This is a genomic window from Corynebacterium nasorum, from assembly GCF_022345765.1.
In the GTDB taxonomy this organism is placed as follows: domain Bacteria; phylum Actinomycetota; class Actinomycetes; order Mycobacteriales; family Mycobacteriaceae; genus Corynebacterium; species Corynebacterium kefirresidentii.
This window is the reverse complement of the sequence record NZ_JAKRDR010000001.1, coordinates 151,726-175,534: the sequence shown is the minus strand read 5'-3', so window position 1 is coordinate 175,534 and position 23,809 is coordinate 151,726. Positions and strand designations below refer to the sequence as shown.

The 23,809-nt window shown below is 57.5% G+C and carries 23 protein-coding genes; 6 read left to right on the top strand and 17 right to left on the bottom strand.

The genetic code is table 11. The features are described from left to right. Positions 1–21 precede the first annotated feature (21 nt). From mtr to MHK04_RS00810, 3 genes are all read left to right on the top strand, one after another. Positions 22–1,425 (top strand): mycothione reductase, encoded by a 1,404-nt coding sequence (mtr, locus tag MHK04_RS00820; protein ID WP_239207578.1) that lies wholly within the window; start codon positions 22–24, stop codon positions 1,423–1,425. A 316-nt stretch (positions 1,426–1,741) separates the two neighbouring features. Beyond that, a complete protein-coding gene (locus MHK04_RS00815; protein ID WP_239207577.1) occupies positions 1,742–2,128 on the top strand; it encodes a hypothetical protein in 387 nt (128 codons plus the stop codon). Between the two features lie 48 nt (positions 2,129–2,176). After that, entirely contained in the window at positions 2,177–2,575 is a 399-nt protein-coding gene (locus MHK04_RS00810; protein WP_239207576.1) for a hypothetical protein, read from the top strand. Positions 2,576–2,766: 191 nt separating this feature from the next. Here MHK04_RS00810 and map read toward each other — a convergent pair whose 3' ends face one another. From map to dxr, 5 genes are all read right to left on the bottom strand, one after another. After that, entirely contained in the window at positions 2,767–3,636 is an 870-nt protein-coding gene (gene map, locus MHK04_RS00805) for a type I methionyl aminopeptidase (RefSeq protein ID WP_239207575.1), read from the bottom strand. Positions 3,637–3,715: 79 nt separating this feature from the next. Beyond that, positions 3,716–5,569, bottom strand: a complete 1,854-nt coding sequence (locus MHK04_RS00800; protein WP_239207574.1) for a penicillin-binding transpeptidase domain-containing protein — start codon at positions 5,567–5,569, stop codon at positions 3,716–3,718. A gap of 81 nt (positions 5,570–5,650) precedes the next feature. Beyond that, on the bottom strand, positions 5,651–6,814 hold the full coding sequence (gene ispG / locus MHK04_RS00795) for a flavodoxin-dependent (E)-4-hydroxy-3-methylbut-2-enyl-diphosphate synthase (protein ID WP_023021310.1): 1,164 nt from the start codon (positions 6,812–6,814) through the stop codon (positions 5,651–5,653). Positions 6,815–6,920: 106 nt separating this feature from the next. Next, positions 6,921–8,129: a M50 family metallopeptidase gene (locus MHK04_RS00790; protein ID WP_239207573.1), complete on the bottom strand. Its 1,209-nt coding sequence runs from the start codon at positions 8,127–8,129 to the stop codon at positions 6,921–6,923. A gap of 15 nt (positions 8,130–8,144) precedes the next feature. Then, the gene (dxr, locus tag MHK04_RS00785) at positions 8,145–9,305 is read right to left on the bottom strand and encodes a 1-deoxy-D-xylulose-5-phosphate reductoisomerase (protein ID WP_239207572.1); all 1,161 of its coding nucleotides are present in this window, start codon (positions 9,303–9,305) and stop codon (positions 8,145–8,147) included. Positions 9,306–9,482: 177 nt separating this feature from the next. Here dxr and MHK04_RS00780 point away from each other — a divergent pair, with 177 nt between their 5' ends. Then, positions 9,483–9,944 carry a DUF2631 domain-containing protein gene (locus MHK04_RS00780; protein ID WP_023021307.1) on the top strand — a complete coding sequence of 154 codons (462 nt, stop codon included), beginning with the start codon at positions 9,483–9,485 and terminating at the stop codon, positions 9,942–9,944. A gap of 180 nt (positions 9,945–10,124) precedes the next feature. Here the strand turns inward: MHK04_RS00780 and MHK04_RS00775 are convergent, their stop codons facing one another. From MHK04_RS00775 to rlmN, 3 genes are read right to left on the bottom strand one after another with little or no spacing between them, the layout of a single operon-like run. Continuing rightward, on the bottom strand, positions 10,125–11,717 hold the full coding sequence (locus MHK04_RS00775) for a hypothetical protein (protein ID WP_200288926.1): 1,593 nt from the start codon (positions 11,715–11,717) through the stop codon (positions 10,125–10,127). A 5-nt stretch (positions 11,718–11,722) separates the two neighbouring features. Continuing rightward, positions 11,723–12,553 (bottom strand): ABC transporter ATP-binding protein, encoded by an 831-nt coding sequence (locus MHK04_RS00770; protein ID WP_239207571.1) that lies wholly within the window; start codon positions 12,551–12,553, stop codon positions 11,723–11,725. Between the two features lie 18 nt (positions 12,554–12,571). Then, entirely contained in the window at positions 12,572–13,684 is a 1,113-nt protein-coding gene (gene rlmN, locus MHK04_RS00765) for a dual-specificity RNA methyltransferase RlmN (protein ID WP_023021304.1), read from the bottom strand. 94 nt (positions 13,685–13,778) lie between these two features. Here rlmN and MHK04_RS00760 point away from each other — a divergent pair, with 94 nt between their 5' ends. Next, positions 13,779–14,186, top strand: coding sequence for a LapA family protein (locus tag MHK04_RS00760; RefSeq protein WP_200288924.1), 408 nt, complete (start codon positions 13,779–13,781; stop codon positions 14,184–14,186). A gap of 87 nt (positions 14,187–14,273) precedes the next feature. Here MHK04_RS00760 and MHK04_RS00755 read toward each other — a convergent pair whose 3' ends face one another. From MHK04_RS00755 to rpsB, 5 genes are all read right to left on the bottom strand, one after another. Then, the gene (locus tag MHK04_RS00755) at positions 14,274–15,152 is read right to left on the bottom strand and encodes a phosphatidate cytidylyltransferase (RefSeq protein ID WP_023021302.1); all 879 of its coding nucleotides are present in this window, start codon (positions 15,150–15,152) and stop codon (positions 14,274–14,276) included. A gap of 151 nt (positions 15,153–15,303) precedes the next feature. After that, complete coding sequence (gene frr / locus MHK04_RS00750; RefSeq protein ID WP_023021301.1) at positions 15,304–15,861, bottom strand: ribosome recycling factor; 558 nt, start codon at positions 15,859–15,861, stop codon at positions 15,304–15,306. A 71-nt stretch (positions 15,862–15,932) separates the two neighbouring features. After that, entirely contained in the window at positions 15,933–16,619 is a 687-nt protein-coding gene (gene pyrH / locus MHK04_RS00745; protein ID WP_023027755.1) for a UMP kinase, read from the bottom strand. Between the two features lie 268 nt (positions 16,620–16,887). Continuing rightward, entirely contained in the window at positions 16,888–17,700 is an 813-nt protein-coding gene (gene tsf / locus MHK04_RS00740) for a translation elongation factor Ts (RefSeq protein ID WP_023021300.1), read from the bottom strand. Between the two features lie 300 nt (positions 17,701–18,000). Beyond that, entirely contained in the window at positions 18,001–18,834 is an 834-nt protein-coding gene (gene rpsB / locus MHK04_RS00735) for a 30S ribosomal protein S2 (RefSeq protein WP_239207570.1), read from the bottom strand. A 378-nt stretch (positions 18,835–19,212) separates the two neighbouring features. Here rpsB and MHK04_RS00730 point away from each other — a divergent pair, with 378 nt between their 5' ends. Continuing rightward, positions 19,213–19,734, top strand: a complete 522-nt coding sequence (locus MHK04_RS00730) for a M23 family metallopeptidase (protein WP_023021299.1) — start codon at positions 19,213–19,215, stop codon at positions 19,732–19,734. On the opposite strand, the gene MHK04_RS00725 is transcribed toward MHK04_RS00730, so the two are convergent. From MHK04_RS00725 to MHK04_RS00710, 4 genes are read right to left on the bottom strand one after another with little or no spacing between them, the layout of a single operon-like run. Further along, on the bottom strand, positions 19,731–20,648 hold the full coding sequence (locus tag MHK04_RS00725; protein WP_239207569.1) for a tyrosine recombinase XerC: 918 nt from the start codon (positions 20,646–20,648) through the stop codon (positions 19,731–19,733). The two genes, MHK04_RS00730 and MHK04_RS00725, sit on opposite strands and share 4 nt — an antisense overlap. A 35-nt stretch (positions 20,649–20,683) precedes the next feature. Then, the gene (gene dprA, locus MHK04_RS00720; RefSeq protein WP_239207568.1) at positions 20,684–21,865 is read right to left on the bottom strand and encodes a DNA-processing protein DprA; all 1,182 of its coding nucleotides are present in this window, start codon (positions 21,863–21,865) and stop codon (positions 20,684–20,686) included. After that, on the bottom strand, positions 21,862–23,424 hold the full coding sequence (locus MHK04_RS00715; protein ID WP_239207567.1) for a YifB family Mg chelatase-like AAA ATPase: 1,563 nt from the start codon (positions 23,422–23,424) through the stop codon (positions 21,862–21,864). Before MHK04_RS00715 ends, dprA begins: the two co-directional genes overlap by 4 nt. After that, positions 23,411–23,809 carry a YraN family protein gene (locus tag MHK04_RS00710; RefSeq protein ID WP_086587468.1) on the bottom strand — a complete coding sequence of 133 codons (399 nt, stop codon included), beginning with the start codon at positions 23,807–23,809 and terminating at the stop codon, positions 23,411–23,413. The genes MHK04_RS00715 and MHK04_RS00710 overlap by 14 nt, the downstream gene beginning before the upstream one ends.

Sequence of the window (23,809 nt, the reverse complement as noted above, 5' to 3'; positions counted from 1 at the left end):
CCCTATATATAAGGAATAAACGTGACTTCTTCACACCAGAACCATACGCCCGCGGCCGAGGAACATTTTGACCTCATCATCATCGGCACCGGCTCCGGAAACTCCATCCCTAGCCCGGAGTTTGATGACCAAAAGATCGCCATCATTGAAAAGGGTACTTTTGGCGGTACCTGCCTCAACGTGGGCTGCATTCCCACTAAAATGTATGTCTATGCCGCCGATATCGCCTTGGCCGCGCGCGAGGCTGGCCGTCTAGGCCTAGATGCTCAGGTCAATAGCGTGGATTGGGCTTCCATCGTGGACCGCGTCTTCACCAACCGCATCGACCAGATTGCCAAGGGCGGCGAGCAGTACCGCCGCGGGGAGGAAACCCCAAATATCACCGTATTTGACGAGCACGCCCGCTTTATTGGCCCGAAGACTATTCAGACCGGCGAACATGTCATCACTGGCGAGCAAATCGTCATCGCGGCCGGCTCCCGCCCGGTCATTCCAGAGGTCTATGCCAAGTCTGGCGTGAAGTACTACACCAATGAAGACATCATGCGCATGGACCATCAGCCACAAAGCCTCATTGTGGTGGGCGGTGGCTATATCGCCATGGAGTTTGCCCATGTCTTTGACGGGCTCGGCACGGAGGTCACCGTGGTCAATCGCTCCGAGAGTTTGCTGCGCCACCTTGATGATGATCTATCTAGTCGCTTCAATCAGATTGCTCGCGACCGCTTCGACGTCCGCATTGCCAATGGCGCCCAGCTCGAGAAGACCGACAAGGGAGTGCGGTTGGAGCTAGATGATGGCACCTCTATTGAGGCAGAGGCCATTCTGGTTGCCACTGGGCGCACCCCCAATGGCGATCAGATGGATGTGGATAAGGCAGGCATTGAGCTGCTTGCCGACGGCCGCGTAAAAACCGATGAGTTCGGCCGCACCACTGCCGAGGGAGTATGGGCGCTTGGCGACGTCTCTTCGCCGTACATGCTCAAGCACGTAGCCAATGCCGAGATGCGCTCCGTACAGCACAACCTGCTGCACCCAGAAGACCTCCGCCCGCTCCCCCATGACAATGTCCCTGCCGCCGTCTTTACCCACCCGCAGATCGCAACGGTGGGCCGGACCGAAAAGCAGGCTCGCGAGGAAGGCTTCGATGTCACCGTCAAGGTGCAGAACTTTGGCGATGTTGCCTACGGCTGGGCCATGGAAGATAAAACCGGTATATGCAAGCTAGTGGCAGACCGCGCTACCGGGCAGCTTCTCGGCGCTCACCTGATGGGACCGCAGGCTTCTACCCTCATCCAGCAATTGATTACCGCGATGGCCTACTCGTTGGACATGCGGGAGTTCACCCGCAACCAATATTGGATTCACCCCGCACTACCAGAAGTAGTGGAAAACGCCCTTTTGGGACTGGAGTGGCAAAAGTAAATTGTTACGTGACCTTTCTCACACATACCCAGATTTTTCCCAGCTTCCAGGGCATATTCCCATTTCACGCCAAGGAAGTCACATTCGTGACTGCAGGAAATTCACCACCACTTAGGGACACACGTTAATTTAATGGATGAAATTCCGGTCTTTGACGCGCAAAAGGACAAGGGTTTTACTAGATTCACTGGGGGCACCGGATCGAGCCGATACGAACACGGCTACCGCGTGTTTCTGTATGTTCCCTGCACATTCAATAACACTTTGGTTTCCCAGTGTGGAAGCCTTGCAAGTACGACTTTTAAGGAATTTTGATATGCGTATCCGCAATGCAGCTATCGCTGGCGCAACCGCTCTCGCCGTTGCCTTCGGTGGCACCACCGTTGCTTCCGCTGACGAGACCGTCAACCAGAACGGCAACGAAATCACCGTCCAGCCGCAGAACCCATCCAACACCGCAAAGGGCGGCGACGACGACAACGGCAAGTCCGGCGGCTCCCTGTCCTCCGAGCTTGGCCACAAGCTCGAGGGCGACCAGGCAGCTAACGCCGTTGGCATCTTCGGTTCTTCCAAGGACTTCTCCGGCCAGCCAGCATGGGCAAAGGTCTTCTACGGTGCAACCGTCCTAGCAGGCGTTGGCGCTCTGCTCGGCGGCATCATCGGCCCTGTTTACAACTTCTTCGTACACGGCCCTTCCTTCTAAGCAACAGCCACTCGGCTTCATCAAAACTTCCGAAAGGTACTTTTCATAATGCGTAACTTCCGCACCGCAGCCGTTGCTGCTGCTACCGCAGTCACCGTAGCATTCGGCGGCACCGCAGTTGCTTCTGCAGAGACCCCCTCCACCAACGAGAACACCACCTCCTCCTCTTCTTCCAACTCCCTCACCCAGCTAGGCAAGGACTGGGGCGCATGGACCGAGGGCGAGGACGGCAAGCCTGTCGTAACTCCTGACAACCAGGTCACCGGCGAGGACATGTTCGGCACCGAAACCTCCGAAAACATCCCGGAGTGGGCTTCCAACTGGAAGAAGGGTGCTACCGCACTGGGCATCACCTCCATTGTCGGCGCAATCATCGGCGCTTACAACTACGCCGTTTACACCGGCATCGTCCCGCAGCACATCTTGGACCCAATCTTCCGCCGCTAATTATTAGCCGCAGATTGGCTCTAGATAGCTAGGGCTTGCAGGGGCCCCGTTTTAAGAACGGGGCCCCTTTGCTATGTGCAGCTACGTGCTGAGTGCTGATGCCCTGCGCGGGACGTCGGCAAGCAAAGTACGCAAAAGGCCGCCTCCACTTCCCCGCTTGGGGTCGTGGTGGCGGCCTTCGTTAGCGAAGCTTAGTCCTCATCGGGGATGGTAAGGATTTCGTTGCCGTCCTCAGTAATGACGAGGGTGTGCTCAAACTGGGCGGTGAACTTGCCGTCCGTGTTTTGGACAGTCCAGTCATCATCCCAGATCTCGTAATCCAGCGAGCCAAGATTAATCATCGGCTCGACGGTAAGCGTCATACCCGGCTCGAGGATATCGCGGTAGACGGTCGAGTCATGATGCAAGACAACTAGGCCGTTGTGGAAAGTCGGGCCGACGCCGTGGCCGGTAAAGTCGCGCACGACGTTATAACCAAAACGCTTGGCATAAGACTCGATAACTCGACCGATGACGTTAATCTCACGGCCAGGCTTGGCAGCCTTAATGCCGCGCATCGTGGCCTCTTTCGTGCGCTCTACCAGCAGGCGGTGCTCCTCGGAGACATTACCGGCAAGGAAGGTCGCGTTATTATCACCATGCACCCCGTTCTTATACGCGGTGGTATCAATATTGACGATGTCGCCATCTTCAATCACGGTGGTGTCTGGGATGCCGTGGCAGACAATCTCATTAAGGGATACGCAGCTGGACTTAGGGAAGCCACGGTACCCCAGCGTAGAAGGGTAAGCGCCGTGGTCACACATGTATTCGTGTGCCACGCGGTCTACATAATCAGTAGTTACCCCCGGCTTAACGGCCTTTCCAGCCTCCTTGAGGGCGTTGGCCGCAATCTTGCAGGCCTCGCGCATCTTCTCAATGACCTCTGGGGACTGGACATAGGGCTCGCCAATGCCCTCTTGTACCTCGTCCTTCCACACGTACTCTGGGCGCTCAATGCTTTCCGGAACGGTGAGGATCGGAGTGGGCTTGCCTGGCTTTAGCTTTCCTCGATTGCTCATAGTTTCCCATGGTAGTCCTCTCCACCGCAAAGGCGAGAGCCGGGGTCGGGAGCGCGACCATAGGGGTAGCGTGGCCGCGCTACCCCTCGGCCGGCGGCGCTGCCCCTTCGTGCGGACCGGAGCGGTAGGCATCGACCTTCTGCAAGAAATTGCTGGTGATATTGACCGAGGCATCGGAGCCGCCACCCAAAACCACGAGGGTGGCAAAGGCAATATCATCTTCTTCCCGGTAGCCGGTAAACCAGGCGTGCGAGCCTTCATTGATTTCCGCCTCACCGGTCTTGCCATAAATGGTGCCGCCAGCAGCCATGCTGCGCGCGGTACCGCTGGTGACCACTTGGCGCATCATGGCACGGACATTGTCCAACACGGGCTTGGGAATCTGCTGCGGTTTATCGGATGCTTTGGTCTTGTGCCCCTCGATAAGCGTCGGTGTAGGCGTCTTGCCGTTGGCAACCGTGGCAGAAACAAGGGCCATGCCAAAAGGACTTGCCAAGTCGTAGCCCTGACCATATCCGGATTCAGTGCGCTCCAATGGATCCTTTCCGTCTGGAATAGAGCCAGTGATGGTCGTCAACCCGGGGATGTCATACTCAACGCCGAAGCCGAATTTCTTGCCCATGTCCTTCAACTCACCAGGCTTGAGCTTGGTGGAGATATCCGCAAAGGTGGTGTTACAGGACTGCGCGAAGGCTTGGCTAAGCGGAACACTGCCCAAAGAAAAGGAATTGTAGTTGGTCACTACGCGGCCATAGATATCCATAGTGCCCGGGCACGGAACGATGGTATCGGTATTTAGGCCCTGTTTGTCCACGCCAGCCGCGGCGGTGAGAATTTTGAAAACAGAACCGGGTGGGTACTGGCCTTGGAGGGCGACGTCGCCGTCCTCATCAGCCTTCTCGGTTTGCGCTACGGCCAAAATATCGCCATTGGAAGGTCGGATGGCTACGAGCATTGCCTGCGAATCGGCACGCTCGTTTACCGCTTCTTGCGCGGCGCGCTGCACATCGTAATCGAGACCAACCTTGATCGATGGCGCAGCATTGGGATCATGCTTTTCGACGTCCGAGAGTGCCGCACCATTTTCATTGACCACGGAAATGGACCAGCCAGTTTGACCATCGACCTCGTCTTGGACCGCAGAACGCACGCGCGACATGAGATCGGGCGCAAGACCGCGGTTGCGGGTAACCAAGGCTGGCTCCTCGTTGAGGCGCACACCGTCCATGCCTTCCACCTTGGGACGCACAGCCTTGGCTTGGTCTTCTGTGAACATAGTTACGGAGAAAGAACCATCCGCATCCTCCAATTTCTTGGCCAAATCCTTGGCATCAATCTCTGCAATTGAATCATCCTGACGATGGGCAGCTGCCAACGCACCGCTAATCTTTGCCGCGGTAGGGCGCACATCCTCCAAGGAACTGGTATCTACCACCAGCCGGTAGTTCAGCCCTGGGCTCATCAATTCCACTCCATTGGAAGAGACCACGCTGGCACGCTTTGCCTCCAATGCGCGCAGTTCCAAGTGCTGGTTTGCGCCCAAGTCTGGGTGGATAAGGCTCGGCTTCCAGCGCACCGTCCACTCATCCTCGGTCTTAGTAAGCGTCATCTGCGTGTCATAGCTCAAGGTGCGTTCCTTGGGCAGATCCCAGGTGACCTTGTAGTTCGCCGTAGCGAGGTTCTCGTCTTGATCGACACCTTCTAGCTCAATATCGAGCCCCTCGGCCTGCAGGCCGGAGTAGGTGGCGTCCAGGGCGGCGGTGGCGTCAGAGGGGGAATCGGTAAGCGCGGCCAAACCGTCGTTATTGCGAGATTCCATCCCTTCGAGGAATTCCTCCGCAACCGGTTCTGCAGATACCGGCTTCGGGGTACAAGCAACCACGCTGGTGGAAGCGAGCGTGATAGTTGCAACCAGCGCGACCAACTTCTTCATGTCTTGGCACTCTAGCAGCGCAAGAGCTAAAAAAGACTGCCCCACACCGAAGTGCGGGGCAGTCTACTTAATGTGGGTGGATTACTGGGTTACGCGAACCTCAGCCTTAGCGCCTTCCACGGCCTCCATGCCCTGCTCATCGGCAATGCGCATGGCTTCTTCAATGAGGGTTTCTACAATCTTGTCTTCCGGCACGGTGCGAACGACCTCGCCCTTGACAAAGATCTGGCCCTTACCATTGCCGGAAGCAACGCCGAGGTCAGCATCGCGTGCCTCGCCCGGACCGTTGACAACGCAACCCATAACGGCAACGCGCAGCGGGAACTCCATGCCCTCCAAGCCAGCGGTAACTTCCTCTGCCAGCTTGTAGACGTCCACCTGAGCGCGGCCGCAGGAAGGGCAGGACACGATCTCCAACTTGCGCGGGCGCAAATTGAGCGACTGCAAGATCTGGTCGCCTACCTTGATCTCCTCTACTGGCGGCGCGGACAAGGACACGCGAATGGTATCGCCAATGCCCTCTGCCAGTAGCGCGCCGAAGGCAACCGAGGACTTGATGGTTCCCATGAACTTCGGGCCTGCCTCGGTCACACCCAAGTGCAACGGATAGTCAGTCTTTTCCGCCAGCTGGCGGTACGCCTCCACCATCAGGACAGGGTCGGAGTGCTTGACGGAAATAGCGATATCGCCGTAGCCGTGCTCCTCAAACAGGCCAGCTTCCCAAATGGCGGACTCGACGAGTGCCTCCGGGGTGGCTTTGCCGTACTTTTCCAGCAGGCGCTTATCCAAAGAACCACCATTAACGCCGATGCGGATAGGAATGCCGGCATCGCCTGCAGCCTTTGCAACTTCCTTCACGCGACCGTCGAACTCGCGGATATTGCCCGGGTTAACACGGATGGCGGCACAGCCGGCATCGATGGCTTGGAAGATGTACTTAGGCTGGAAGTGGATATCCGCAATCACCGGGATGGGCGACTTCTTAGCAATGGCCGGAAGTGCTTCCGCATCGATGGGCTTAGGACAAGCCACACGCACGATATCGCAGCCGGAAGCGGTCAGCTGCGCAATCTGCTGCAGTGTGCCATTGATGTCGTGCGTCTTCGTATTGGTCATCGACTGCACCGAAATTGGTGAGTCCGAGCCGACACCGACCGGGCCCACCTGCAACTGCCGAGTCTTACGGCGCGGGTGCAGTACTGGTGGCGGGCCGTCTGGGATTCCTAGACCGATGGGGGTCGACATGAATTCTCCTTGTTGAAGCACAGAAATTTATAAGGTGGGTGATTAACGCCCCCACTCTAGCACTGCTTGCTTTATGCCTGAAGTGCGCGCTGTGAGGACACGGCTGCTAACCAAATAGCCGGATAGGGTTAACTACATCGGCGACGATAACGATGATGCCGACGCCCATCAGCAGTGCGGCCATCACATAGGTCACCGGCATCAACTTGGTGTAATCGGCCGGGCCCAAGGCCGGCTTGCCCGCGAGCTTGCGGATACCATCGCGCAGCTTTTCATAGATGATGACGGCGATATGCCCGCCGTCGAAAGGCGGCAACGGAACTAGGTTAAATAGAGCGAGGAAGAAGTTCAGCGTTGCCAGCATCATAAAGAACATCGACCACAGGGAACGCTCCGCCAATTCGCCGCCCACACGGGAAGCGCCGACAACGGACATCGGGCCGTCAGCTTCGCGTTCGTGGCCAAAGATGGAGGCCACCACGCCCGGCACCTTGCCAGGAAATTGCTTGAGGCCATCTACCGTTGCTTCCAACGAGTAGGTACTAAACCGCCACGTTGCTGGTAGCGCGTCAACAGGGCCGTGCTTTTCGACGACGTCGATAAGCTGATTGCTCAACCCGATAGAACCGGCATCTATAAGTTCTCCGTCCTTATTGAGCCGCTTAACGGTATCCAGGTGGACTGGGATGTCTTTATCTTTTCCATCGCGCTCAACTGTCAGCGTGATGGTGTCACCAGGACGCTGCATTACCTCATCGCGCAGCTGGGTAAAAGAGTCTATCTTCTGGCCCTCGAAGGCGACGATGATATCGCCTTCCCGCACACCGGCCTTTCCGGCGGGGCCTGGACCCGTACACTTTTCCAGCTCTTGGTTCGGCTTCTGATTGGCCGAGCAGGTCACCTCGCCTACGCGGGGGCGCACATCGGCATCCGGGTTGGGCAGGCCAGCCGTCATCGCGACAAAATAGAGAATGACAAAGCCCAAAATCAGGTTGACGACAATACCGCCTGCCATCACAATGATGCGCTGCCACCATGGCTTTTTATACATGGCGTGGGGTTCTTCGTCCTCGGTGAGGAATTCATCCTGGGCAGTCATTCCGGCGATATCGCAAAAGCCGCCCACAGGGAAGGCCGCCAGCCCGTATTCCGTGTGCCCCTTCCGGAAGGAAAATACGCGCGGACCAAAGCCGATAAAGTAGCGGCGCACGCGCATACCAAAGGCACGCGCGCTAAGCATATGGCCTGCTTCATGCAGCGCTACGGTAAGCCCGATGCCAAGGGCGAAAAACACAATGCCCAGCAAATTTGCCATGGTGTGAAAAGCTTTCTAGTCAGCCAGCGAATCAATCAGCGCATTCGCGCGCCTGCGCGCCTCGCCTTCTACTGCGAGGATTTCATCGAGGCTAGAGACTACACCAGCAAACTCAGAAGCGGAATCAAGGACCTTGCCCACTACGTCCACGATTTCTGGGAAGTGGATACGCCCGGATAAAAATGCGGCCGCCGCTTCCTCATTGGCGGCGTTATAAATGACCCCCGTTCCCTCGGCCGCGGCACGGCGGGCGAGATCGACGGCGGGAAAGGCGGCATCGTCAAGCGGCTCAAAGCGCCACTCATGCGCCTGCGCAAAATCTAAGGAAGGCTGCGCACCTGGCACGCGGTGCGGCCAATTCAGCGCCAGCGAAATCGGCAGCTTCATCGACGGCGGCGAAACTTGGGCGATGGTGCAGCCATCTTTGAAAGTAGCCATAGAGTGAATAATGGACTGTGGATGCACGGTGACATCGATACGCTCAGGGTCGATGTCAAAGAGCAGCGTCGCCTCAATTAGCTCTAGACCTTTATTGATGAGCGTTGCTGAATTGAGGGTATTCATCTGGCCCATCGACCAGGTGGGGTGCTGGGCTGCCTGCCCGGGAGTCACATCCCACATCTCTTCGCGCGACCAACCACGGAAGGGACCGCCTGAGGCGGTAAGAACAAGCTTGTCCAGCTCCCCTTCCTCGCCGGCGCGCAGACACTGCGCCATGGCGGAATGTTCCGAATCGACGGGAATGATTTGACCAGGGCGCGCGGCCTGGGTGACGAGCGTGCCACCGGCAACGAGGGATTCCTTATTGGCCAAGGCCAAGTACTCCCCCATCTCCAGCGTCGCTAGAGTGGCTTTAAGGCCGAGGGATCCCACTAGAGCATTGAGCACAGTATCGGCCGGAGTCGAACGCACTAGGTTCTCTGCAGCATCGGCGCCACTTAATACCGAACCGCCTAAGGCAGCGGAAACCTCGGCAGCAGCATCCTCTTTAGCCACTGCAACGTGGTCAAACGAAAGGTTGAGGCGACGAGCCTGTTCAATGATGAGCTGCGGGTTGGAGCCGCCCGCCGCGATTCCCACTACCTCGAATTTATCGGGATTATCCGCAATAACTTCCAGAGCCTGCGTGCCGATTGAACCGGTGGAACCAAGAATGAGTATTCGCTGTGTAGTCACCCTTCCACCCTAGCGCCCATCACCACGGGGCGGGCATGGCAGGTAACCAGTACTGCGGCGGGGGTGTTTAATCGCCATCTAAGGCGCGATGATTTAGAATGTGTAGCAGACAAATGGCATTGGTGTGCCCGCACGCCCATCGCGCAGACGGGCATACGCAGAAGCGAAGGAGAGCAAGTGTCTTCCCACAAGCCGGTACCGCAGGTATATGACGGTGTTTCTACTGAGGACGTCCCATCCGCAGGATTCGGTTGGTCCCGCATCAGCCGCTCGGGCGTGCAGATCGCCGGTTGGATTTCCGTTCTCTTCTTGATCGCCTACCACTTTGGTAATCACAAGGGCCACGTTGAGACTGTCTGGCTCGTCGTACTGACTGTCCTGCTGGTAATCGGCCTGCTCATTCATGCTTTCCAGCCTAAGCTGCACCAGGTGCGCACCGTGACCGCCCGCAACCAGCCGGTGGGCCACCAGGAGCCAGACTGGGTCTACGATCAAAAGACCAACACCGGTGTGTACGCCGAGCTGAGCGATTCCCAGCTGCGCGCGCTGAATATCGAGCCTTCCCGCGTTTCTCACCTGCGCGTTGAGCCAGGCACTAACAACGCCACCCCGGTTTCCTCCAGCAAGCACGCGCTCTAAGCTTTCAGCACACTTTAGCTACCGCCGCCCTTCCCCGCGAAGGTCGGCGGTTTCTTTTTGCCTCCGCTTGCCGACGCCTCTCCCCTTACTCAGCGCTCACTCTGCTGGGTGCCGCCCTGCCCACACCCACCCTTAGCAAGAGCGCGGTGTGGGCGATACTTGCTAAGAAGCGCCCGAGTTTTAAGACACCCAGTGGCCCACCTTGGCGTAGATCTCGGGCAGGGTGTTATCGACGCGCTTGCCACTGACCCGCAGTGCGAGGACATAACACGCAACAGGCACGGCTATGACGAGTACAAACCCCAGCGCGACCAGCACCATGTTCGAGCCGTAGCCGATAGCCATTGGGATGACGCCTGGGATGATGGGCGTCCAGCCAATAAACAAACTCAAAATAGCGCTTAAGAAGGCGCTAGCCGAGTAGCCGGATTTATCCGCCCACATATTCCCGCCAGGCCGCGCGGTGGCAAAGGGATTAAAGGTGGTGAGCAGCAATGACAATCCGGCGGAAGAAATGAAGATTCCCAGGGCAGCAACCACCAAACAGGCAGTGAGAGCTTTATCCGCGCTTAGCGCAAAAAGCAGCATCGCCGTGAGCACAACAATTATGGCTGAAAGCACCACGTGCGCCCAGTGCCGCGCGTAGAGCAGCGTGCGCGGACGAACTGGGGCGGCCATCTTTACCCACAGGCTTGGACCGTCATAACCAAAATCATTGGTGGCGACGATTCCGCCTATCAGCCCGAGGAATAACAAACCTACTGAAGATAAATCGGAGTCAGTAGCAAAGCCCTGGATAATCAAGACGACTGCCAGAATTGGCTGCATGATAATGCTGCCAATAAGGCGGGAGTCACGGAAAATATAGCGCAGCGAGCGCGTAAATTCCATGGCAGCAGGGCTGCTATAGGAAAAGGAACCAAGGGAAAAGCGGCTTATCCCCTTGGACTTCTCACGGTGATTGCGTGCCGACGGGGAAACCGTACGGTGCTCGAATTGCCGCCGCAGCAATTGATGCCACGCCCACACAGCTACGCCCAGCGTTACTACGGCGATGAGAAATTGTGCGCAGGCTTCCACCATTTCGCCCTGAGCAAGCGCAAGCGCCCACCCCACCGGTGCTCCAACAGGCGTCCACGCTAATCCTTCACCTACCGTTCCCAAAGGGAAGTCAGAGCCCGCGAGGGAAGAAAGTTTAGTCGAGCCGAAGATAAGCACGAACACCGCCACCGAGCCCAAGGCCTTAAGCTTCGTGGAACTAAGCTCCGCGACAGTTGACCCGACATGAACCGCAAGATCCACCAGCACCAGCGTCAGTACAAGGGCGAAAAGCATTCCTAGACAGAAAGGCAAGATGAACAATGCCTTCCCGTTTGCCGCCAGGATCACGCTTCCGGCCACCGCATAAGCAATGGACAGCAAGACTGAGACCGGGGCACGCAGATTAAGCACCGAGGCGATAGCGAGTGCCGGTGTGATGTCTTTCAGCCGCAGCGGAAACGCGGAAAGCTCGCGGGCAGATAGCTGGTTCTCTCCGCTGGGCATGATGAGGGTGATAACGATGAAAGCCAGCGTGCCAAGACCAGGGGCCACGGTTAAGGCTTGCACGTTCCCAGTTCCGGTGGAAATATCTGCCGCAGCAAGAGCGGCGAGCGATGCTAGCCCGATGAGTCCATAGAGCAAAAGGCAGATCGGGATCATAACCGCTGCAGCATTCGCTTTAAGGCTTCGCACCCATAGTGTGCGGTGCAGCTTGAGAAGCGTCGAAGTCATTGCGTCTACAACTCCCCTTCCCCGCGCTGCGTTGTGCTGCCTTCGCTGCGCAACCACTCGAAAGAGTCCGCATCAAATTCACTTCCGCCGGCGAAGTGGATGAAGGCATCCGTCAGGCTGCCGCCTTGGCGCACTTCTTCCACGTGGCCGGCGGAGAGCACCTGGCCGCCGGCGATGATGGCCACGTGATCGCATAAGCCTTCCACTAATTGCATAACGTGTGAAGACAGGATTACTGTGCCTCCGCGGGCGACATAGGCGCGCAGGATCTCTTGAATAAGCTGCCCCGAAACGGGATCCACTGCCTCTAGGGGCTCATCTAGTATCACGACCTCTGGGTTATGCAGGAGCGCGCCCGCCAGAAGTATCTTTTTAGTCATGCCGGCGGAGTAGTCCGCGATGGGTTTATCGGCGGCGTCGGCAAGCTGCAAGGCATCCAAAAGCTGTGCGCTGCGGTGCTCGACTTCGGCTTGATTCATGCGGCGCAATGCGCCGAGATAGAACAAGTACTCTGGGCCCGATAAACGGTCGAAGACCGGAGCGCCGTCGACAAGCAGGCCCATGGCCGCCTTGGCTGGCAGTGGCTCCTGCCAGGTATTGTGCCCGGCGATAAAGGCCTCGCCGCTATTTGGGCGCAGGAGGCCACACGCCATAGTCAACATGGTGGTTTTGCCCGCGCCATTGGGGCCAACGATGCCATAAATAGAGCCCCGCGGGATGTCGAGGCTCAAATTCGACACCACGGGGCGTCCAGCGAAAATTTTGTTCAGACCGCGCACGGCAAAGGCCTGCGTGGTCGGATCATCTGCAAGTGGCGGATAATTCGGAACAATCATGTCCGCCAATCTTATCAGTTAGGCTGACTTATCTTCCCGCTCATCCGCTGCAAGCTGACCACAAGCCGCCGCAATCTCATCGCCCTTTGTATCGCGCACCGTGCAGGGAACGCCTTGGGCTTGCACGCGACGCACGAACTCGTCCTGGCGGTCTTGCGGGGCCGCATCCCACTCTGAGCCCGGCGTGGGGTTCAGCGGAATAACATTAACGTGGACCTTGGAGCCCAACTTCTGGTGCAGCTTGCGCCCCAGCATATCGGCGCGGAAATCCTGGTCATTCTTATCGCGAATCAGGGCGTACTCAATGGACACGCGGCGGGCGGACTTATCCGCATAGTAGCGCGCGGCATCCAGCACCTCATCAACAGACCACCGGTTGTTGACCGGCACTAGACCGTCACGCAGCTCATCGTCCGGAGTGTGCAAGGAAACGGCCAGAGTGCAGGCCAAGTCTTCGTCCGCAAGCTTGCGAATTGCCGGAGCCAAGCCCACGGTGGAGACGGTCACGTTGCGCTGGGAAAGGCCAAAACCCGTACCATCCTGGCCAGTAATCTGACGTACGGCCTGGACCACGCGCTTATAGTTGGCCAGCGGCTCACCCATGCCCATAAAGACAACGTTGGACAAACGCCCACCTTCTGCAGCCATGGCGGACGCAGCGTGGCGGAATTGCTCGACAATCTCGCCCGTGGACAAGTTACGATCAAGGCCGCCCTGGCCAGTAGCGCAGAACGGGCAGGCCATGCCGCACCCTGCCTGGGAAGAAATACACAAAGTAGCGCGACCTGGGTAGCGCATCAGCACTGATTCCAGTAGCGTGCCGTCGTGCAACCGCCACAGGGACTTAGTGGTCTCGCCGTCGTCCGTGGAGGTGGTCCGGATGGGTTTCATCAGCTCAGGGAAGAAGGCTTCCTTGACTGCTTCGCGCTTGCCGGCGGGGATATCGGTCATATCCTCGACGTTGTCGGTGTAGTGCTCGTAATAGTGCTTAGCCAGCTGCTTCGCACGGAATTTAGGTAGGCCAATTTCTGCGAGCTTGTCAATGCGCTCGTCTTCGGTCAGGTCCGCAAAATGCTTAGGAGGCAATCCGCGGCGCGGGGCGGAAAAGTTAAGTTTCACTGGTTGAGCCATAATATTGCCCATCTTTCCACGGTCTGCGTGGGATTTTCCAATTGGAGGCCGTGCCAAGTGGCATAATCGACAGGATTAAAGAAATAATGGATACATGACAAATCCAAATTATCCTGCAGATGATTTTTCTTCTTCCGACGCAGACCTCTCCTCGGCGGAGCTGAACGCTTCTGAACCGGAGACTAGTTCTGACCTAGAACCAGCCGTTTCTGACTCTACTTCTCACTCCACCCAGCCCTCTGGCAAGGCGAAGGGATCTTTCGCGGCCAGCACGTGGATGGCGCTTATCGTAGGATTCCTGCTGCTGATTGTCCTCATTGTGTTCATCATGCAAAACCAGCACGAGGTTCCTATGAACTTCCTGGGCTGGTCTGGCGAGTTCCCCGCCGGAATTGCTTTCCTCATTTTTGCTATCGGCGGCGCACTCATCATGGCGCTAGTCGGTGGCTGGCGCATGTTTGAGTTGCGTCGCCAGCTACGCAAGCAAGCGCAGCAGGTATAAATCTATATAAAAGCCGCCTCTCCCCTGTTCTGCCGTCTTTTTCGGGCAGTTTATACGGGAGAGGCGGCTTTTGTTTGTCTGATGTTCCTATGGTGTAAACGTAGACAGGAAGCTAATCGCTACCCAGGTGACCATGGCAGAAGGTAGCATGCCATCCAAACGGTCCATGAGGCCGCCGTGGCCGGGCAATAATGCCGACATGTCTTTAATACCCAGCTCGCGCTTAAATTGGGATTCCACCAAGTCTCCCAAGGTGGCACAGATAACTAGACCGAGCCCCATCAGGCCACCCACCCAGGCATCGTGATGGAGCAGAAATTTCACCGTGAGCGCACCGGTCACCACGCCGAAGATGATGGACCCACAAAACCCCTCCCACGATTTTTTAGGGCTCACCGCAGGTGCCATGGGGTGCGAACCAAACATCACGCCCGCAACATATCCGCCGGTATCGGAAGCCACAACGCACAGCATAAAGACGACGATGGAGGCAGCCCCACTGGAAAATGGAGTCGACACCAGCGACAACATGGCTGCGAAGGTGGCAAAAAGCGGAATCCACGTCAGCACAAAAATACCGACGGACATATCGCGCAAGTAGTTGATAGGCGGACGATGACGACCGTTATGGAAAAGGCGGCCAAACATAAGTGCCAGCACCGCGGTGACATAGACTGCTACCAAGCCCGGCGCCCCCAGGGGCCATGAGATCCACACCATAGCTTGGCCCAGAATGATAAGCAGCGTACGCGGAACATAGTAGGAATGCTCCCGCAGGCGGCTGAGGACCTCCCACATGGCAACGCCTACTGCAAGCGCTACGACCGCATACCAAGCCAGCGGACCAGCCCACACGGCAAGCACCACAAGAGCGCCGAGCCCCACGCCAACACCGATAGCGGCCGGCAAGTCGCGGCCTGCACCATTCTTTGGCTGTGGCAATCGGCGGTTTATGGCGTCACTCACCGTGACCGGCTCCTTTCGCTGTCTTGTATGATTCCCCGGCTAACTTGCTCAGTTCCGCCGGCTCTGCCCCGTTTGTGGGAGCGGCGGGCCTTGGAACAGAAAAAGCGCCGCCGGCCGGGGAGACAGGCACGGCGGCAACAAAGCGGAGGTCCTAGACCTCCATCAGCTCGTTTTCCTTATTCTCTACCAAGCTGTCTACCTGCTCGATGTAGCCGGAGGTAATCTTTTCCATTTCCTTTTCTGCTGCGATGACTTCGTCCTCGCCGGCATCGCCGTCCTTTTGCAGCTTCTTCAACTGCTCCATGGCCTTGCGGCGAATATTACGGATAGCGATCTTGCCATCCTCACCCTTGCTCTTAGCCAGCTTCACCATTTCTTTACGGCGTTCCTCCGTCAACTGCGGGACAGTCACGCGAAGAACCTGACCATCGTTGGTGGGATTGACGCCCAAATCCGAGTTGCGGATGGAATTTTCAATCTCATGGATCATGGACTGCTCATAAGGCTTGATGAGCAGCATGCGCGGCTCTGGTACGGAGATGGTAGCCATTTGGGTAATCGGGGTGGGAACACCGTAGTATTCGGCTACCAAGCCGTTGAACATGGCGGGGTTCGCGCGGCCGGTACGAATGGTCACCAGCTGCTCGCGGGTGTGCTCGACGGAAGCGGTCATGTGCTCTTCTGCTTCGAGCTGAATCTCATCGATCATGAGGCTAAATCATCCTTAAACGAATAGGGGTGGCTGTATAAAAAGGTAGCAGGTTCGCAGCCGCTACAGTATTAGGACTGCACCAGCGTGCCGATAACTTCACCGCCAGCTGCGCGGGCAATATTGCCCTCCTCCAGCAGGTTAAAGACCAAAATCGGCATATCATTGTCCATGCACAGGCTAAAGGCCGTTGCATCTGCCACCTTTAGGCCTTTTTCAATGACCTCACGCGGGGTAATTTCGGAGTACAACTCCGCATCCGGATTGGTGCGCGGGTCATCCGAATAGACTCCGTCGACTGCCTTGGCTAGGAAGAGAACCTCGGCGCCAATTTCCAAGGCGCGCTGCGCGGCGGTGGTATCCGTGGAGAAGTACGGCATACCCATGCCAGCGCCGAAGATAACTACGCGGCCCTTTTCCAAATGGCGGTCAGCACGCAGCGGCAGGTACGGCTCAGCAATCTGCGCCATGTTGATGGAGGTCTGTACGCGGCAATCAACACCTTGCTGCTTGAGGAAATCCTGCAGTGCGAGGGAATTCATTACCGTGCCGAGCATGCCCATGTAATCCGAGCGTGCCCGGTCCATACCGCGCTGGGATAGCTCCGCGCCGCGGAAGAAGTTTCCGCCGCCAATCACCACTGCAATCTCGATTCCTTGGCGGGAGACCTCGGCGATTTGGCGGGCAACGTTTTCAACCACATCCGGATCGATACCGACCTTACCGCCGCCGAACATCTCACCGCCCAGCTTCAGCATTACTCGCTTATATCCGGTTCGCTTAATATCTGCAGCAGTCACGCCTACTTCGTCTCCTTAACGCGGGGCAGTTTCAATCTCCGCCCCATCTTACCCATATATCTTTCGCATCCTCACACCACCTGCCGATGCAGCCCAGTGGGTTTAAGCTAGGCATCAAAAAGGCACCTAGAGAAGAGAGAACCTCGCGCCGGTCACCCCATTAGCGCACAACAAAGCCCACAAAGGACGGTCCTTTGTGGGCTAGGTTTTAAAAGCGAGAGCGTGCTTAAGCGCCAACCTCGTAGCGAACGAAGCCAGTGATGGTGGTACCAGCCTCTTCCGCAACCTGCTTTACGGTCTTCTTGTTATCAGACAAGGAAGCCTGCTCCAGCAGAACGATGGACTTGAAGAAGCCGTTCAGGCGGCCTTCCACGATCTTCGGCAGGGCTGCCTCCGGCTTGCCCTCCTCACGAGTAGTGGCCTCAGCGATCTCGCGCTCCTTTTCGACGATCTCTGCAGGAACGTCTTCGCGGGTGAGGTACTCAGCGTTCATTGCAGCAATCTGCAGGGCGGCAGCGTGAGCGCCTTCCTCGTTGCCCTCGTAGGAAACCAGAACGCCCACTGCCGGCGGCAGATCAGCGGAACGCTGGTGCAGGTAAACAGCAATGTTGTCACCCTCTACGGTAACTGCACGGCGTGCCTGCAGCTTCTCACCGGTCTTAGCGGACTCCTCGTCCACTACCTCGGAAACCTTCTTGCCGTCGATCTCAATGTTGTTGAGTTCGTCTGCGGAGTTTGCCTTGGCCTCAGCGGCAGCGTCAGCAATCTTGGCTGCGAAGGTCTTGAAAGCCTCGTTCTTAGCAACGAAGTCGGTCTCACAGTTGATCTCGACCATAGTGTTGCCAGAAACAGCAATCAGGCCTTCGGTTGCCTCGCGGTCAGCGCGCTTGGAGACGTTCTTAGCGCCCTTGATGCGCAGGTACTCAACGGCCTTATCGTAGTCGCCGTTGGACTCTTCCAGGGCCTTCTTGCAATCGAGCATGCCGGAGCCGGTAGCTTCGCGCAGTGCCTTGACGTCTGCAGCAGTGTAGTTCGCCATAGTTGGGGCGATCCTCCTTGAAAATCAAACAGTGTTCGTTCAAACAGCGTAGTCGACGCGGTGAAATCGCGCCGCTTTAGGGTGGCAGAAACCACCCCTTTTCTCACCTATGCATGAAGGTGGAGCTGGCTTCAGCAGCACCCAGCATAGATAAAACCAACCCCCGCCGCCGTTTGAGCACGGTGGCGGGGGTTGGTAAACAGCCTTGGGCAGGTATTACTCCCTTGCTGCCCCACACCAAAAGTGCGTGGGGTATTCAGTTAAACGCAGGTAAGGGAGGTTCCTACCAAGAAAGTACGATTACTTCTCGGCCTTGACTGCGGATGCTTCCTCAGACTTTTCTGCGGAAGCCGGATCGGAAGCTGCGGCAGCCGCCTCAGCGTCACGCTTTTCCTTTTCAGCAGAGTCGCCGGCAGCTTCCTTGGCTGCAGCCAGCTGACGCTCCTCACGAGCCTTCTTGCCTTCCTCTACAGCGGAAGCAACGATACCAGAAAGCAGCTTGGTGGAACGGATGGCGTCGTCGTTGCCCGGAATCGGGAAGTCAACGTCGTCCGGGTCGCAGTTGGTGTCCAAGATGGCAACAACTGGGATGTTCAGCTTGTGAGCTTCCTTGACCGCGATGTGCTCCTTGTTGGTATCAACAATCCACAGAGCGGACGGGGTCTTAGCCATATCGGAGATGCCGCCCAGAACGCGCTCGAGCTTGGCGCGCTCACGGTTGAGCATGAGAACTTCCTTCTTGGTGCGGCCCTTGTAGCCGTCCTCACGCTCGTCCATTGCCTGAAGCTCCTTCATGCGCTTCAGACGCTTGGACACGGTCTGGAAGTTGGTGAGCATGCCGCCCAACCAGCGGTGGTTTACGTAAGGCATACCGACGCGGGTTGCTTCCTCAGCAACTGCTTCCTGAGCCTGCTTCTTGGTACCAACGAACAGGATGGTGCCGCCGTGTGCAACGGTTTCCTTGACGAACTCATAAGCCTCGTCAATGTAGGTCAGCGTCTGCTGCAGGTCGATGATGTAGATGCCGTTACGGTCAGTGAAGATGAAACGACGCATCTTCGGATTCCAGCGACGGGTCTGGTGGCCAAAGTGCACACCAGCGTCGAGGAGCTCGCGCATGGTTACAACTGCCATGATTCGCTCGCTTTCTTTTATCTTGTCTTTCGGTTTTCCAATTGTGCGGTGTTTTATTCCGCACCCTAGCAACGAAGGCCCCGCTGACACCTTGTTTCCAAGGACCACGTCAGCCGCCAGGCTGTCTCTTCCTTCCAGCAGGAAGCGACAACTTCGCCGCGCGTAGTCAATGCCTCCACACGGTGGACACACTGCTGCCTCAAAGAATAATCCCTCTACGCTGGTTTTTCCAAACCGAATACAACTTATTCACACTAGGGTCGAAGCTGCTAAGCATCATGCGCCACATTCACCCCAATTGGACCATCCGCTACTCGTAATCCACAGCCCCACAGGCAAGGGCTTTCTGACAGCTCACCTCTGGTTAATGCTTTTCCCATGAGCCATTTTTCTGTGTCTTTTTCAAAGCCCGCTTTCCGACGCCCCACCTTCACCACCACTGCCTTCCTCGTCGTTTCTTCCCTCCTACTACTGTGCTGCCCGCCGGCCACGGCCTACGTTGATCCTGCCTCGGGTAAGCCAAACCCGGCGCGGGTTTTGCGCGGGTTTGAAGCTCCCGAACAAAAGTGGAGTCCCGGCCACCGCGGTGTAGACATGGCCCTTGCCGTGGGTTCTCCGGTGGTAGCCGCTGAAGATGGCGTTGTCGCGTTTGTCGGCACGGTGGCAGGAAAACCGGTCGTTTCCATCACCCATGCAGACGGGGTAAGGACGACTTATCAGCCCGTACACGGCACCGTAAAACAAGGCCAAGAAGTTCGCGAAGGACAAGTCATTGGCCGCTTGGGCAATCCCGTCGATGGCTATCCCGGCCTGCACTGGGGCGCCCTCATTGCAAAAGATACCTATATCGATCCTTTAACCTTGCTGGATATGCCAGTGATACGCCTCAAGCCACTTTAAGCTCGAGGATGCGCCTGGTTATATACGCGTTGCAATCTTTGCGCAGATACGTGGGTATAGATCTGCGTGGTATTAAGCGAGGAATGCCCCAATAGTTCTTGCACAACCCGCAAATCTGCCCCGCCTTCTAGGAGGTGGGTGGCAGCCGAGTGCCGCACTCCGTGCGGGGTAAGCCCTTGTGCACCGCTAACTTTGGCGGCCCTATCCACAATGCGCCGCACCTGGCGCTGGTCAATGCGCCCTCCCCTGCTGCCTACGAATACGGCTTTAGTTCCTTCCTCAGCGAGTTGTCCACGGCCCTTTTCTATCCACTGCCGCAAGGCGTCGTCCGCCGCATGACCAAAAGGCACCACGCGCTGCTTATCTCCCTTACCGGTTACGTGCAAGGTGCCGCGATGAAAATCAATATCGCTCAGGTCTAGGCGCACCAGCTCCGCCACGCGCATCCCGGAGGCATACAGCAACTCCAAGATGGCACTATCGCGCAGGAAGTGAGCTTCGTCTGCAGAAACCGCATTGCCCATGAGCTCACCGGCCCGCTCGGGGGATAGAACCGTCGGTAGGTGACGGCCCACCTTGGGCGTGACCAGCCGTGCGGCTACATCTCGCTCGAGGTGCCCTTCGCGCACTGCCCAAGTGGAAAATCCTTTGACCGCTGCGGTGCGCCGCGCCAAGGTGGAGCGCGACTTTCCTTCCGCCACGGCCTCTGCCAGCCATTGGCGCAGGTTGTTGAGGTTAAATTCCGCAAAGGTAGGAACGCTGCGAGCAAGGTCGCGCAGATCTGAGCGATACCCACGTACCGTTGCCTCCGCACGGCCTTTCACGTGCAGTTGGAAATCCACGAAATCCTCGATAGCCTCAGCCATCTGCCCTTGAATATCCGGCGCTTTCGCGGAAACTCCATCTTCACTCATGTCACAGCAGTGTACTCGCCTTTCACTGGGGTTATCTATTCCGTTTCCCTGCGCGCCCAGGTATTGCCGTGGCGGACAACGACACACATCTTCTCTAACGCCAATAAAAGGTGAACTGTCAACGGCAGACGAAATCCCGCGTCGCGGGCAATGTCCTCTGCCGTAGCTTTTTCTTGGCCTGGCGGCGGTGTTGCATCAAAGACTCGCAACTCATTGCGGGAGAGACGTTGTGTCATTGTTGCCGCAAAATTGATTTCATATTGTGCACCTGGATCTACTTCCCCGGCGCGGCTGACTAAGGCGCGAATTTCATCGGCGCTGGTGACCAACTGTGCACGGCCTTCCTGAATGCGCTGGTGACAGCCCAGCGAGCCGCTAGTGGTTATCGGCCCCGGTACAGCCATGGCCACACGTCCTAGCGCTTCTGCCCAGTTGAGAGTATTAAGTGCGCCGGATCGAAAAGCCGCCTCCATAACTACGGTGCCGTGACTGAGTGCTGCTACTAAACGATTGCGCGTTAGGAACCGGTGTCGCTTCGGTGCGGTTTCCGGTGCGAATTCAGAAATAACGCACCCGTTATCCGCGATCTTGGCAAATAGGTTGGCATTGCGAGCCGGATAGTCCCTATCGATGCCGCACGCTGCTATAGCTACCGTGTGCCCGTTGTTGTGCAAAGCAGTTTCATGCGCCACGGTATCAACGCCTAGGGCGCCGCCAGATATAGGAGTCCATTCGTGTTGAACCAATCCGGACACTACGTTTTGGGTTACCTGCCAGCCATAGCGAGAAATGGCGCGAGTGCCAACAATCGCTACAGCCTGAGCAACCTCCTGTTTCACAGGGGCGCCACGCACCCAGAGGCTGTGCGGCGGCAGTGCTTGGTCATCAAAGGTAGCTGGGGCTTCCCCGCTGTTTTGATAAAAGCCGAATGCGGAATCAAACTCCTCCGTTGGCCATTCTGGGCTTTCTGCCGTGATGAGCCGAGCCCCAACGCGTTCTGCTGCTGCCATATCCTCCGCTTGACGCAGCCAATCATAACGGGAGGCCGTGCGCGCAAGCAGCGGTCCTATCCATTCGGCACGATGGTAGATTCCATGGGCGATTTCCTCGGCCGGATACTGCGTAAGCAGGGCCTGCAAGGCAGCGGAAGGGCCTTCTACCACGCGGTTGAGGTATACCCAGGTGGCATAAGGGGTGGAGAGATCTAATTCGCTCATGCCGCGAGCCTTCCCACGTTGATGGAGCCACGCAGGTCGAGTGCGCGTCCCACCTCATCCAAGTCCGGCTGCATCTTTCCTGCTAAATCAGCTAAGGTCCACGAAAGCCTGAGCACACGGTCCACCCCGCGCTGGGAAATTTCGCCTTCCGCCAGGTAGGCGGACAACATGACCATTGCAGCATCTGCAGCCGGCCGCTTTCGGCGCAAGTAGGACGAAGGGACCTCGCCATTGGTCCGCGCGGAAATGCCATCCGCCCACCACCGCGCAGCGGCACGCTCGCGGGCAGCGGCAACTCGCTCGGCAATGACTGCGGAGTTTTCTTCGCCCTGCGCGTTAATCGTCGCCGCCTGCCCACTTAAGGTGACCACCATATCTAGACGGTCCCGGAGCGGACCGGAGAGGTTGGACAGATAGTTCATGCGCTCGTGCGGTTTACAACTGCACTGCGAAGGATCTTCTGCCGAGCACCTACACGGGTTTGCTGCCATGACCAATTGGAAGCGAGCGGGATAGATAACTTCTCGGCGCGAGCGCGCTAGCCGTACTTGTCCTTCTTCCAACGGGGCACGCAGGCCATCGAGTACCGGTGCGGCAACCTCGCTGACCTCGTCGAGGAAGAGCACACCATTGTGAGCCAGGCTTACCGCTCCTGGGCGCGGATACCCGGATCCGCCACCCAGCAGCGCGGCCCGAGTAACCGAGGCATGCGGGGCGATAAACGGAGCATGCTCAATGACCTCACCTGGCGTTCCGGTAAGCGAATGAATCGCGGTGGTCTCTACCTGCTGATCCGGGGTAAGTGTAGGCAGGATGGTGGGCAGACGGGAGGCAATCATGGACTTTCCCGCCCCGGGAGGGCCAATCATCATAAGGTGGTGTCCACCGGCCGCAGCAACCTCGGCGGCCCATTTTGCATTCGCTTGGCCCGCGATATCGCAAAAGTCCGGGCGCGCTGCAGCTGCAGGCGCGGGGTCGGGCGATCCGGGAAAACTCGCCGCCTGCGGTAACCCGCGGTTTCCGCACGCCCAGCTAAAAGCCTCTTTCAAAGATGCTGCGACGAGTACGTCCAAATCCGGCACCAAGGTTGCCTCGGCTGCGTTACCCGGCGGCACGATAAGAGTTGATATTCCCTGCTCCCTTGCGGCTAGGAGGGCCGGAATAATACCTGCGACGGGCCGAACGGATCCGTCGAGACCGAGCTCTCCCAAAACCAAGGTGCGCTGCAGCCGCCTCGCGGGCGAAGGCGAATTGCCAAAGCGCGGAAAGTCACCTTCTGCCTGCGCCGCCAGGATCGCGAGCGCTATGGGTAAGTCAAAGTGGGAACCGGATTTGGGAAGCGACGCTGGAGACATCGAGACGACCACCTTGGTCTTGGGCCAAGGAAGGTGGGAGTTAAAGGCTGCAGTCTTGATCCTATCCCGCGATTCAGAGATCGCGGTATCCGTCTGCCCCACAACATGTATCCCTGGCAGGCCGTGGCCAACGTTCGCTTCTACATCGACTAGCTGTGCTAGAACTCCGTTGAGGGACATCGTTAAGCAATTACCTAGAGCCATCTTCAACCCCCTTGAAGTGTTCTAGCGCAAATCCCTGCCCGCGCTCCAACAACGTTATAACGTCGAATCGCACCGAAGACAGTGGCTTTCCATCGAGCCACTGCGCTGCAGCCTTGCGAAGGCGCGCTAGCTTCTGCGGGGTTACGGCTTCTGCTACCCCGAAGCTGGGAGTAGCGCGCGTTTTAACCTCAACAAAGACGATGGTTCCGTCCGCCTCGCGCGCGATGAGGTCAATTTCTCCTACCCTATAAGAGACATTAGCGGCAATAATTTCGGCCCCGCGTTCACGGAGGTAGCGCGCGGCGAAGGCTTCTCCCCTTTTCCCTAAGACTTGCTTATGGCGAGGCTTCTTCGTGGCTAGGTGGTGTTCTGAACTAAATTGCAT